The organism is Trinickia sp., from assembly GCF_036503415.1.
Taxonomy (GTDB): Bacteria; Pseudomonadota; Gammaproteobacteria; order Burkholderiales; family Burkholderiaceae; genus Trinickia.
Genome location: NZ_DASXWY010000177.1, coordinates 1 through 12,224, shown reverse-complemented (window position 1 = coordinate 12,224; position 12,224 = coordinate 1). Strand labels below are relative to the sequence as shown.

At 61.7% G+C, this 12,224-nt stretch carries 13 protein-coding genes; 6 read left to right on the top strand and 7 right to left on the bottom strand.

Features of this window, described 5'->3' with window-relative positions:
• Positions 1-284 (bottom strand): YnfA family protein (locus VGL01_RS21820; RefSeq protein WP_331573079.1); only part of this gene is annotated, 284 nt, incomplete at its 3' end.
• 135 nt (positions 285-419) lie between these two features.
• Positions 420-1,247 (bottom strand): type II CAAX endopeptidase family protein, encoded by an 828-nt coding sequence (locus tag VGL01_RS21815; protein ID WP_331573077.1) that lies wholly within the window; start codon positions 1,245-1,247, stop codon positions 420-422.
• A 301-nt stretch (positions 1,248-1,548) separates the two neighbouring features.
• Between VGL01_RS21815 and VGL01_RS21810 the strand changes: the two genes are divergently transcribed.
• Positions 1,549-1,773 carry a hypothetical protein gene (locus tag VGL01_RS21810; protein WP_331573075.1) on the top strand — a complete coding sequence of 75 codons (225 nt, stop codon included), beginning with the start codon at positions 1,549-1,551 and terminating at the stop codon, positions 1,771-1,773.
• 179 nt (positions 1,774-1,952) lie between these two features.
• Complete coding sequence (locus tag VGL01_RS21805) at positions 1,953-3,449, top strand: hypothetical protein (protein WP_331573073.1); 1,497 nt, start codon at positions 1,953-1,955, stop codon at positions 3,447-3,449.
• A gap of 55 nt (positions 3,450-3,504) precedes the next feature.
• Here the strand turns inward: VGL01_RS21805 and VGL01_RS21800 are convergent, their stop codons facing one another.
• Entirely contained in the window at positions 3,505-4,314 is an 810-nt protein-coding gene (locus VGL01_RS21800; RefSeq protein ID WP_331573072.1) for a DUF2182 domain-containing protein, read from the bottom strand.
• 61 nt (positions 4,315-4,375) lie between these two features.
• A complete protein-coding gene (locus tag VGL01_RS21795; RefSeq protein WP_331573070.1) occupies positions 4,376-5,140 on the bottom strand; it encodes a DUF899 domain-containing protein in 765 nt (254 codons plus the stop codon).
• Between the two features lie 148 nt (positions 5,141-5,288).
• Between VGL01_RS21795 and VGL01_RS21790 the strand changes: the two genes are divergently transcribed.
• Genes VGL01_RS21790 through VGL01_RS21780 form a run of 3 tightly spaced genes read left to right on the top strand, consistent with a single transcriptional unit; the run spans position 5,289 to position 8,658 of the window.
• Complete coding sequence (locus VGL01_RS21790; protein ID WP_331573068.1) at positions 5,289-6,512, top strand: helix-turn-helix domain-containing protein; 1,224 nt, start codon at positions 5,289-5,291, stop codon at positions 6,510-6,512.
• Positions 6,513-6,550: 38 nt separating this feature from the next.
• A complete protein-coding gene (locus VGL01_RS21785) occupies positions 6,551-7,246 on the top strand; it encodes a glutamine cyclotransferase (RefSeq protein ID WP_331573066.1) in 696 nt (231 codons plus the stop codon).
• Complete coding sequence (locus VGL01_RS21780) at positions 7,243-8,658, top strand: DUF2252 domain-containing protein (protein WP_331573062.1); 1,416 nt, start codon at positions 7,243-7,245, stop codon at positions 8,656-8,658. Before VGL01_RS21785 ends, VGL01_RS21780 begins: the two co-directional genes overlap by 4 nt.
• 67 nt (positions 8,659-8,725) lie before the next feature.
• On the opposite strand, the gene VGL01_RS21775 is transcribed toward VGL01_RS21780, so the two are convergent.
• Together VGL01_RS21775 and VGL01_RS21770 are read right to left on the bottom strand one after the other, a co-directional pair.
• Entirely contained in the window at positions 8,726-9,910 is a 1,185-nt protein-coding gene (locus VGL01_RS21775) for an NYN domain-containing protein (protein ID WP_331573060.1), read from the bottom strand.
• A gap of 37 nt (positions 9,911-9,947) precedes the next feature.
• Positions 9,948-10,964, bottom strand: coding sequence for a cation diffusion facilitator family transporter (locus tag VGL01_RS21770; RefSeq protein ID WP_331573058.1), 1,017 nt, complete (start codon positions 10,962-10,964; stop codon positions 9,948-9,950).
• A 152-nt stretch (positions 10,965-11,116) separates the two neighbouring features.
• Here VGL01_RS21770 and VGL01_RS21765 point away from each other — a divergent pair, with 152 nt between their 5' ends.
• Positions 11,117-11,980 (top strand): glycosyltransferase family 2 protein, encoded by an 864-nt coding sequence (locus tag VGL01_RS21765; protein ID WP_331573056.1) that lies wholly within the window; start codon positions 11,117-11,119, stop codon positions 11,978-11,980.
• Positions 11,981-12,000: 20 nt separating this feature from the next.
• On the opposite strand, the gene VGL01_RS21760 is transcribed toward VGL01_RS21765, so the two are convergent.
• On the bottom strand, positions 12,001-12,186 hold the full coding sequence (locus VGL01_RS21760) for a hypothetical protein (protein WP_331573054.1): 186 nt from the start codon (positions 12,184-12,186) through the stop codon (positions 12,001-12,003).
• Positions 12,187-12,224: the final 38 nt, after the last annotated feature.

The window sequence follows — 12,224 nt, the reverse complement described above, 5'->3', positions numbered from 1 at the left end:
AGTAGCGAGAATGCCACGCCGGCCAAGTCCCAGGCCGTGGGACGCATTCCATCGACGAGCCAGAGCCAGATCAACGCGATCGAGATATAGACTCCGCCATAGGCCGCATAGACGCGGCCCGCAGCGCTTGGATGCAGCGTCAGCAGCCATGCGAAAATCGCCAGCGACAGCGCGGCCGGTATGAGGAGCGCCACGCTTTTCCCCTGCTTGAGCCACAGGTATGGCAAATAGCAGCCGATGATTTCAGCGATCGCTGTCGCGACGTATAGCGCGAAGGTTCTCATTGTGCGATGACGAAGCGACAAATGCGGGGATGCTACCGCACAACGGGCTTAGATGCGATGCGCGGCCTGGCGATGAGCATCGAGCCCACGGCAACAAGTATCGCCCCGACCACCCGCGCTATAACGCTGAACTATTCAGCATCCACGGAAAGCCGCAAGCGTCTTTATGCCGAGTAGCTTGGATAGTAACCACAATCCTATTGCGCCACTCACCAGCGCGAACGGATACCACATCTGCGGCATACCCCACTCGCCACACATGCTGGTGGCATCACGACTGCAGCGGAACGCTACGACCGTTACGGCCGTATTGTAAAAGGCATGCAGCAACATACCCGGGAGCAGCGAACGAGTGCGCTCATAAATCTTCCCGATGACGAGCCCGGCCGCGAGAGCAGTCACAAACTGATGGATGTTCATATGCGCAAAACCGAACACGACAGCTGAATACACGATCGCACGTGAACGTGAATATTGCTGCAGGAAGCTGCGCAAAATGATCCCGCGAAACAGCAGCTCCTCGATGACTGGGGCAAGAATGCTCACGAGGACGATCGAGCTTAGACCATCGGTGAGGAATCGATAGCCCGCCTCCCGTTGGGACTCGCTCAACGGAAATAACTTGATCGTGGGTATCTGCAAAAGGTCCACGACCGCCAGCATGCCTGGGGTGAAGAGCAGCACGGGCAGCAGGAACAGACCGAGCGTAGCTTGCCATGAGAAGCGATCGCCTTCCACGAGGCCGCGGTACGTCAGCGAGTTGCAGTGAAGCAGAACTGCAAAGCCCATCCCGTAGGCAAGCACGCGGCCCAGGTCTCCGATGGCGATTGCCTTGAGACCGGCAAGCACTCCCAAGTGCCAAATCAGCGCATTCGTCACAAGCTCGAGAAAATAGAGTGCGATGACGATGAAAAATGCCTCCAAGAGATTCGGGAAACAATAAGCGATGCGCTTCGAGTTCATGTCGAGAAGACCTGTGAGGATATAGTGCGCGATGGGCGGGATTCGCAAATGCCACCACACCTCCAGCGATTCGGGTTTTCATGTCTCAGGTATTCGGTAAGCGAGGCTGCCCCTCTCCCTGGTCCGCGAGCCTCGCACCACGTCGCTTTATCGGAAGAAATGGGGCGAGACTTTAGGGGAGCCCGGCGTTGGATGCCTTCTCTAAAGTTTTCTCAAGACAGGCCGTTAAGCAAGACAACCCTCGGGCCGTTCACGCACCTCTCGTTGCCTCGTTCGACGCGCGAAACGCGCGCTTGTCGCGATGGCCGAGCGCTTCGATCTGGATGCCTGGCAACAACGTATGCCCAGCCATCACGATGAATGGGCGAAGCTCGCCGCTGACCTCGACGTCCGCGTCATCCAAATTTCCGAGCGGGACACCCAGCGCACCGCGACGCCCAACCGGAGCATGCCGACGTGGCGCTCGCACGGCACTCGTCGCTTGCGGATAACCCGCTCAACAGCCTCCACGCAGGGCGTGTTCTGAAAGACGAGTTGGTGACGAGTATGGAGGCGGTCATAGGTCCGGTGGCGGTTGAAGCGGAAACATAGGCCCATTTTTCGCTCCCTCGCAATCGTCTTCGTCTTATCGGGCATGGACGATTGAATACGGAATAGACTTTTTGGCGTAAGCGATCTGCTCCCTGTCATTTAACCGCACTATGTATGAATATACCCAACGATTCCTCGGCGAGGGTCGGCAATAGCGTAAATTTTCCGCAAGATTCAGTTTCAGGCGAAGCAGCCGAGACGGTCCCGCCAACACCGGGTGCAACCCGTCGCGCATTACACGGCTCCGAGCTGGATGCGCTCGCGATGCTGCCGCGGCGCGCCCATGTGAAGATCGAATTTACTCGTGGCGAATTGCGCGAAAGGCTCAGCGCGATCCTGGGCGCATCGGCGTTCGATGAAGGGGAATTCCGCACGATGACTGGCAAGCTCTTCCGGGGCGCGACTGCTCAGCGTAAGCGCGAACTGTTGTTGTGGGCATGGAAACGACTCGATCCGCTGCCGCCGAATACTTTGAAGATGATCGGGCATGGCATGGATCACGCCGTCTACATCGATCCGGCCAAGCCCGGCAAAGTCGTCAAGATCAGCGTGGCGACGTTGTCGCTGATAGCCAGATGGGAGGTACTGTTCCCCCGGGCCGCCGCGCGGGAGAGTATCCTCGAGCAAGGAAAGGCACTGGCCAACAATGAAGGGCTTCGCTATCGCGATCTGTCCTCATACTTTCCAGCCAACGGCAGCGTGCCGGCGCAGACAACGGAGATCGCGACTGTACCCGTGCGGCGCGCCGCGCTGGAATTCCTCATGCGCTCCGCTGTCGTGCCGGATGTTCAGCGTGCCTGGCCCAAAATCGATGACGAGGTCGTCGAAATTCCGACGCTAGTGCGAACGCAAGATTTGTTGCCGCAATTGGACAAGCCGTCGGCCCTGCATTTCTCGCTCAGCCTGCGCTATCCCGAACTGATGGATGAGGCGCCGCCGACATTGCTCTATGCGGCAGCCAACGATAGCTTCATATTGAATCGACCGTCATCGCTCGCGGACGAGGCGTTCCGGTATTGCCTGGAAGGGACCAAGTTGCAGTCGCTTTACGAGACGTGCCTGAGTAGCACACCAGAGGGCATCGCGACTCGCGCAGCAGTCGAGGATTTTCTGGATCGCGGCATCGACTTCATGAACGATACCCGTGAAGTGCTCGACGTCGGCGGCGACGGGAATGTGATCTTCGACGAGGGACGATATTTTCTTCCCGATGCATTGCCTACGCCCAACTTGGAAAATGTGCTCGACGTCGCCGCAAAGACGTTACGTCAATTGAAAGCGGGCGAGCCTGTTTCGCGGAGCGATTTGGCGGATCTCGTGTTCGCTCTCAATCAAACCCGCGCGATCAACAGCATGGCTCAAGCACTGGATGTCGCCAAACGCGTGCACATTCTTCCCGTGGGAGAGGAGCTCGAGCCGACGGATTGGGTTGCGATCCTGGAGGCGATGCGCCGCATTTTGCCGGAAAAGGACGATTTGCCGAAAAGCGATCCGGCCACCGGGCCCGAACCGATACTGATTCAGGTCACCGCACAAACTCCTTGGCGCACGCGAGTTCCTCCGCCGAGCCGCAGACTCGGGACTGGCCTACGTCCAGGGAACCACGATTGACCGCGAACCGGCCGATTTACCTCCGGGTATGGCGGCGTGAGGCATCTTGCTTACCTCATTCGAACGATGCAAATGCCGAGAACCCGGTTGCTCGTGCAATGAGGAGAACGCCCGCCAAAAGAAGCACCGCCCCGATCCCCCGAGCGATACGCTCGCCCACGGGCGACAACCGCTCCGCCGTGATGGCGACGGTAACGAGTGCCATCGCGCCCAGATTCATGACTCCGGCTACCAGCAAGAGCGCCGTCAGCCCGATGCAGCAATTGCTGCAACGTAAGCCGAGATGCAAGCCATGCCGCAATGCTGCACCGGAGCCCCCGATTCGCTCATGGCAATGCGGGGACATCATCTTGCAACAAGCAAGCTGCCTCGCTTTCCAAGCCGTGAACTGCAACGCACCGGCTGCGAGCGCGACGGAGCCGACCGCGACAGGGACGATGCGCGCGAGCGCGGGTATCCGCATTTCGGCTGACGCAACCGCGCTGCCCAGCGCGAACACGGCAACGCCCAGCGCAGTCCAAACCGCGAAATAGCCGACGCCGACGAGCGCCGTCAGCCATTCCTCGTGCCGCCGGCTCGCGGAGCGGATTGCTTCGCGATACCGCATCAGCATCGGCACGAGCGACGGCAGCATCATCGCCACCATCATCACCGTCCACATCCCGACGAACGACGCGGCGGCGCCCAGCCAAGTCTCACCACACGTTGGCATCCACGTCATCGACATCGACCAGCCGCCCGGCATCGGCATCTCGCCCATGGACGACATCGATAGCGACCACATGACTGTCGTCACCGCGCTCGCCGCAAACAGCAGTGCTGACGCTGCGAACAGTGCTGCATGCGAAGTACGTACAGAAGACATGTCGGCCTCTCTCGTCAGTTAGCCGTGCGGCATCCGGTACAGCGTCGCCCGTCGCCAACGATCAGGCACGCTCATATTCATCGTGACGGCTCCACCAGATGCCAGTTTCGTTCCGCCCAAGCGGCGCGCGATCGAGCCACTGATATGCTCCCCAAAGCGCATCGAGCCCACGCGCGTAGGTCGTATAGGTGTGATAGACGATTCCATCTTCGAGTACGAACGCACTCAAGCCAGGCCGATCGCGCGCATAGGTCGGTGCATCCGTTCCGCACGTCTTGGCGAACTGAGCAACGGGCTCGGGCGCAGGCGTCATATCCATCGCATGGCCGCCGCGTTCATAGTTGTATTCGATGGTGCCTTCGCGCTGCTGTTGCTCCGTGAACGAAACATTGAAGTCGAAGTTGAAATCGCTGTCGCTCGACGATGCCCACGGGAACGTCCATCCCATGCGCTTTTTATAGGCCTGCAATTTTTCCAGAGGCGCGCGCGACACGGCCATGAGCATGACATCATGCTGAGCCAAATGAACAGCGAAGCCGTTGAACCCATCCGCAATCATCGAGCACGAAGGACACCCGGCCTTGTAGTCGGGCCCGAACATGAAGTGGTAGACGAGAAGTTGAGAACGGCCTTGAAAGAGATCGGTCAGCGAAGCTGGGCCGGCATCGGTATCGAAACGGTAATCCTTGTCGATCTTTACCCACGGCAGCGACTGACGTTGTTGCGCCAGTTCGTCGCTGCGCCGCGTCAACTCCTTCTCGGCTTTGAGCAATTCGAGCCGTGCCGCGAGCCACTCGTCACGCGTGGCTGTGATATGTCCGGTCATGATCTTCTCCTATCTGATAGTGCAGTTGAACTGCACGGTGGTGAGTCGGTCAGCGCCGCTGCGCAATGCGATGGGCTGTTCGATATCTGTGTGATAGATTAGGACCACGAACCGAACCGGTGGGAGTGACAAGTGTGGCGGGATTCCGATGGACGCACTGATTACGGCCGCGGCCCGGGCACTGGCTTGCGGTGATCCGCTCGGCGCATTGAATCGCGTTGCGCTGCGCGACGATGCGCACGCACTGGCGCTTCGCGGCATCGCCATGGCACAGCTCGGCGACTTCGTTCGCGCGAAGACATTGATGCGCAAGGCGGCCCGCGCGTTCGGGCCGGCCGAAGCCGTGGCGCGTGCGCGATGCGAAATCGCCGAGGCGGAAATTGCCTTGGCCGCGCGCGAATTGAGCTGGTCCGCGAAGACACTCACCGCCGCACGCGCCACGCTCGACGCCCACGGCGATCATGTCAACGCGGCCCATGCGGGATATCTCGAGGCGCGGCGATTACTGCTCATCGGAAAGCTCGACGATGCTCAGCGCGCGCTTGCCGAGCTCGTTCACCTATCGTTGCCGCCCGCCCTGACGGCGGCTCACGAACTCGTTGCGGCCGGCATTGCGATGCGGCGTCTTCAGGCAGCGACGGCTCGCGCGGCGCTGGCGCGCGCCGAACAGGCGGCGCGTCGAGCGCGTATCCCTGCACTGATAGCGGAGATCGAAACCGCAACGCGCATCGTGAATGAGCCGGCTGGTCGTTTGATTGCGCGCGGCGAAGCGCGGCTCGTCTCGCTCGACGAGATCGAAGCGCTGCTCGCACCCAATGCGGCAACGCTCGTCGTGGATGCCTGCCGCCGTATCGTGCGCATCGGCCCTCGAACGATATCGCTGGCGACGCGCCCCGTATTGTTCGTACTTGCCCGCCTGCTCGGGCAAGCCTGGCCTGACGATGTGCCGAGGAGTACGCTCATCGCGCAGGCATTTCGCGTCAAAGCAGCGGACGAATCGCATCGCGTGCGATTGCGCGTGGAGATCGGCCGCTTGCGCACGATGCTCGGTTCGATGGCCGACATTCGTGCGACGCGGCGTGGGTTCGTCTTGGTGCCGTCGAGTGCGGCCGAGGTGGCGCTGCTCGATCACCCGTCCGAAGAGAAGCACGCCGCGTTGCTGGCACTGCTTGCCGACGGGGAATCCTGGTCGAGTTCCGCGCTCGCGCTGGCACTTGGCGAGAGCCAGCGCAATGTGCAGCGCACGCTCGAATCGCTCGCCGATCTCGGCAAGGTGCGCTCGTTGGGCCGCGGGCCGGCGCGCCGCTGGAGCGTACCGGTAGTGGGATCCGCGACACCGTTGTTACTCCCCGCTCCGTTTCTGAACCATTAGGATGGCGGTTTCTTGATGATTAGGATGAGGAGGGCGCCATGAACCGATTCACTGCAGAAATCATCCGCGAGTACGGGCCTTTCGAGGGCGTCGACCAGGTAGCTGGCGTCACCTATGACGGCGGGCAGGTCTGGTTCGCATCGGGCGACAAAGTGAATGCGTTGGACCCCGCCAGCGGTGCCGTGCTGCGCTCGATCGAAGTGCCCGCGGGCGCGGGAACGGCTTTCGATGGGCGATACCTGTATCAGATCGCCGGGAACGTCATTCAGAAGCTCGATCTCGAGCAAGGCCGTGTGATCGCGACGATACCTGCGCCCGGCGATGGCGTATCGGGGCTCGCGTGGGCCGAGGGATCGCTCTGGGTAGGGCGGTACCGCGAGAAGAAGATCGACGAACTCGATCCCGAGACAGGCGCAGTACGCCGAACCATCGAATCGAATCGATTCGTAACGGGCGTGACCTGGGTGGAGGGCGAACTCTGGCACGCTACCTGGGAGGACGACGAGAGCGAGATCCGGCAGATCGACCCGCGCACGGGCGAAGTGCTGTGCAGCCTCGAGATGCCGGCCGGTACGGGTGTGTCCGGACTCGAATCCGATGGCCACGAGCAGTTCTTCTGCGGTGGCGGCAATAGCGCAAAGGTGCGGGCTGTGCGGCGGCCCGGACGCGCAGCGCCGTCCGAAACGGAGGTAAGCACCTCGATGGCGGCCAGCGATCCGGCGAACCGTCGATGAACGATGCGAACGGCGTATTGCCGGCGGCGCAGCCGGATCTCTCCGACCTCTTTGCGGGTCGCGGTTCGCTCGCCGCGCGCATGCAGTTGGGCCGCGCCGCGCGAAAGAAGGTGCCGCGCACGCGGCTCGCCATCTGCAAGCTGAAAAAGCGCGACCCGATCGCGCTGCTCGAAGCGTCGAACGTGGGCCGCGTGCCCGAACTGATACCGATCCGCTACGGGCGCATGGTCGCGAATCCGTTCGCGTTTTATCGCGGGGCGGCGGCGCTGATGGCATTCGATCTTGCGGGATTGCCGCGTACCGACATCATCGTGCAGTTGTGCGGCGATGCACATCTGGCCAACTTCGGGCTCTTCGCGAGCCCGGAGCGGCGGATTCTTTTCGGGCCCAACGACTTCGACGAAACGCTGCCGGGGCCCTTCGACTGGGATGTGCGCAGGCTGGCCGCGTCGTTCGCGATCGCCGCGCGCGAGCGCGGATTCGCGGCGAGCGATCAGCGCAAGCTAGTACGGCGGCTCAGCGAGACATTCCGGCAGCGTATGGCCGAATTCAGCAAGATGGATGTGCTCGATCTCTGGTACTACCAGTTCAGCGCGGCGTCCATGCTCGACATTGCCGATTCCGCCGGCGAAAGAAAAAGGGAGGCGTTAGTCGTCGACAAGGCGAGGCTGCAATCGTCGCGCTCCGTGCTCGATCATGCGGCCGTGCAGGTCGACGGCAAGTACCGGATCAAGGAAAACCCTCCGCTCGTCTATCACGTTCCGCTCGCGACCCAGCGCGAGCGTCGTCAGTACGACGACATGATCAGGCGTTTTTTCGCTGACTATCGGTTGACGCTTTCCGATGAGCGGCGCGCGCTGTTCGATCGATACGAATTGGTCGATGTTGCGATTCGCGTCGTCGGGGTGGGCTCCGTGGGAACGCGCTGCTACGAGGCGCTTTTCATGGCCGACGGGGAGTGGCCGCTCTTTCTGCAGTTGAAGGAGGCTCGGACTTCCGTCCTGGAGAACTATCTACCGCGCAGCCAATACGCGAACCACGGCCAGCGCGTAGTGAACGGTCAGCGCCTGCTGCAGTCGGCGAGCGATATCTTTCTCGGCTGGTCCAAGATGCATCACACCGGCAGCGATTTCTACGTCAGGCAGTTGCGCGACATGAAAGGCGCCTTCGATTTCGCGAGCTTCGACGTCGAGGATCTTGGCGCGTATGCGGTTTCGTGCGGTACGGCGTTGGCGCATGCGATGGCCAAAGCCGGCGATCCCGCTCGGATGTGCGGCTATCTTGGCAAGTCGGACGCTTTCGATGCGGCCATCGAAACCTTCGCGCTGGCCTATGCCGAGCGCAACGAGGCGGACTGGTCGACGCTGAAAGCGGCCGTCAAGGCGGGGCGGGTTGCGGCGATTCGCGAGTAAACCGGGGCGCAGCCCGCACAGGCTCAGCTGAGTTGAGTCAAGCGGGTGCCGATTCGCCGCTCCCGTTTCACTCCTCGCTGGCCGACGCGGTAACCTTGCGCGAACGCTTGGCTCGCGGCGTCGATTGACCTGGCGCTTTCGCGGTTTTTGCGGCCCTGGGCGCTCTTGCGGCTTTTGTTGCTTTTTCGGGTGCAATGTCAGCCGTCGCTCCCTCCGGCGGGCGGGGCAGTTCCGCGGTTTCGTTGCTGGGCGTACTGGACACGCTCGTCTCCGCTTCCCTTGCCGCGGCCTTTTTGCGTCCCCGTCGTGGTGCGCGAGGAGGCTGCTCCGTGTGCGCGGCAGCCGCTGCCTCCGCGTGCATCGGGGCTTCCATTGCAGCCGGCTCCGCCGTCGCGGTGCGGCCTGGCTCCGGGTGCGATGCCGCGGCGGGCGAGCTTCGATAGACGAACGCGCCGGATTTATCGTCGCGACCCACTTCGAGCAAACCGCGCGATTGCGCTTCTTCGAGCAGATTGCCGAAGGCGCGGAAGCCGTAGTACGACTCGCTGAAATCGGGCTTGCGCCGTTTGATTGCGCTTTTGAGTACCGACGCCCAGATCTTTCCGCTGTCTCCTCTTTCGGAGACGAGAGCGTCGAACGTTTCGACGGCGAGCGCGATGGCCTGGGCCTTGCGCGTATCCATCGTCTCGTCTTTCGGCTGCTTGTCCTCGTCGGCCGAACGCTTCGCGGCCGGGAGCGCGGCGCGCGCCTCTTGCTTTGCGATGGCGCGTTGCTGCTCGCGCACGAGATCGTCGTAGAAGATGAATTCGTCGCAGTTCGCGACGAGCAGGTCCGACGTCGAATTTTTCACGCCGATGCCGATCACCTTCTTGTCGTTCTCGCGCAGCTTCGAGACCAGCGGGGAGAAATCGGAGTCGCCGCTGATGATGACGAACGTGTCCACGTGCGATTTCGTGTAGCAAAGATCGAGGGCGTCGACCACCAGCCTGATATCCGCCGAATTCTTGCCCGATTGGCGCACGTGCGGAATTTCGATCAATTCGAAACTGGCTTCATGCATGGCTGCCTTGAAGCCTTTGTAGCGATCCCAATCGCAGTAGGCCTTCTTGACGACGATGCTTCCCTTCAATAGCAAGCGTTCGAGGACGGGCTTGATGTCGAACTTTTCATACTTCGAATCGCGAACGCCAAGCGCAACGTTTTCGAAGTCGCAAAAAAGCGCCATGCTGACGCTGTCATGGGGTGAGGCCATTGGTTATTCTCCCGCCGGTGCCCGGCGTCGGTGCCAGCTAGTGGCAATCGTGCGAGTCATGATCGTGCGCTTCGTGGGAATCGGCGCACGCCTGCTCTTCCACCTGAATCGTCGCGTGCGCGACATCGAACCGTACGGCGAGCCGGCGCTGCACGGCGACGACGACATCGTGTGCGGGCACGCCGGCGGTGGGGTGGACATGCAGCGTCACGACATGTCGTTCGCCCGTGATCGACCAGGCGTGAATATGATGCGCATTGTCCACTTCAGGAACGTTTTCTTCGAGATCGGCTTTTATCTCCGCGAGACTGAGGCTATCCGGTGCGCCTTCGAGCAGGATATGCGCCGAGGATTTGACGATCTCCCACGCGCTCTTGAGGATGATCACCGCGACGACGATCGACAAGATGGGATCGATCGGCGACCACCCGGTGAGCAAAATGACGATCGCGGCGACAATGGCCGCCGCCGAGCCGAGCATGTCGCCGAGCACGTGCAGCCAGGCGCCGCGCATATTGAGGTTTTCGCGGTTCCCGCCGTGCAGGACGAGGAACGCCACCGCATTGGCTGCGAGCCCGGCCACCGCCACGATCAGCATGGTCTTGCCGACCACGGGTACGGGCGCGGCGAAACGCCGGATGGCCTCGATCACGATCCAGGCCGCGATCACGAAAAGCGCGCAGCCGTTGACGAAAGCCGCGAGAATTTCGAGGCGCTTGTAGCCATACGAGAGTTCCGCTGTGGCCGGCCGCCTGCCGTAGTGGATCGCGACCCAACTGAAGCCGAGTGCAGCCGCGTCGCTGATCATGTGGCCGGCGTCGGCCAACAGGGCCAGGGAGCCCGAGAGCACACCGCCGACGACCTCCACGATCATGAACACCGCAATCGTGACGAAGGCCCAGGCGATGCGGCGCTGGTCCTCGGCGCCATACGCATGGTGATGGCCGGCGTGGCTGTGGCTGTGGCCGGCATGACCGTGCCCCGTATGCGCGTGATGGTGCTTGCCGTCGTGGCCGTGATCGTGTTCGTCGTGCGCCATCGAAGCGGTGCTCATTGGAAATTGCAATGCGCCATTATAGCGATGCCCGTCCCACCTCTATGCCAGCCGGGTTGTTGGGGGTTTTTTGATTTTTTGTCTCTTTTCGTACGAGTAAGGTGACGGCGACAAGCGGTTTTTCCACCGCTTCAATGACCACGGAGAAAGTCATGACGTCCGTCAGCGTGGTAATTCCCACACGCAATCGTCCGGAAAAGCTGCAGCGCTGCCTCCAGGCCCTGGCCGTGGCGCGCGAGCAATTGCCTTTCGATGTCTTCGTCTGCGATTCGACGCCGGACCGCGAACTGCAAAAGAAAGTCGTCGATGTGTGCGCCGGTCACGATTTCGTCAAACTGCGCTTTCACGACGGCAAGAACGTTGCCGCCGCACGAAATTTTTGCGCGCGCTCGGCCGATACCGATCTGATCGTCAATGTCGACGACGATATTTGCGTCGAGCCGCAAGCCATTCGCCGTCTGTTCGAGACTTACGAGGCGCAGTCGGGCCACCGCGTCGTCGCGGGCAGCGTTTGCTGGGGCGAAGATTGGAGCGCGCCTGTGGTGATGCGCGCGATCGGGTATGGCCGCGCGGCCAAACCGGGGGAATCGCCCGATTTTCTGATCGGGGCCTTTTTCATCTACGCCCGCAAGCTCGCCCTCGCAAAACCGTGGAACGAGGGTATTCGGACGTCGGACGATCGCTTCATGGGTGCGCTGTGGCGCAGCAGCGGCGTGAAGCTTCTGTTCGAGCCGTCAGCGCGCGCCGTGCACGATCACGAGCACGTCAGCTATGGCGTCGAACACCAGAGTTCGCACATCTACGTCAATCTTTTCGACGCGATGATCGCCAATCCGCGGCCGCTGCGCGTCCTGTCGTACGAGTTTCTCGGGTTCGTCTGGGGCGCCAAGAAAGCCGTGTTTTCAGGCCCGCACCTGTTCCGCTTCTTATCCGCCTGGGGCAAGGGGCATAGTGCCCTGCTGCGCGATTACCGGTATCTGAGCCGGCTCGTTGCCGACCGCCTGCCGCCGCCGTAGGCCCGCCACCGGGTACGCCGCTAGGGTTTGGCCCTCAGCGCCGGCACGGTGGTGGCTCCTTCGGCCACATGCATGCCGCCATCGGCCTGCGATTTCGCGTCGATGTCGTGTGTGATGATTGCATCGCGCAAGATCGCACACATCGTGACGAACAGTGCGAGTGCAATCGCCCCCAGGGCGCAATACCCGATAATTTTGATTTTCATGAACGCCTCTCAACGTTGACGGCTGGTCAACCGTTGGG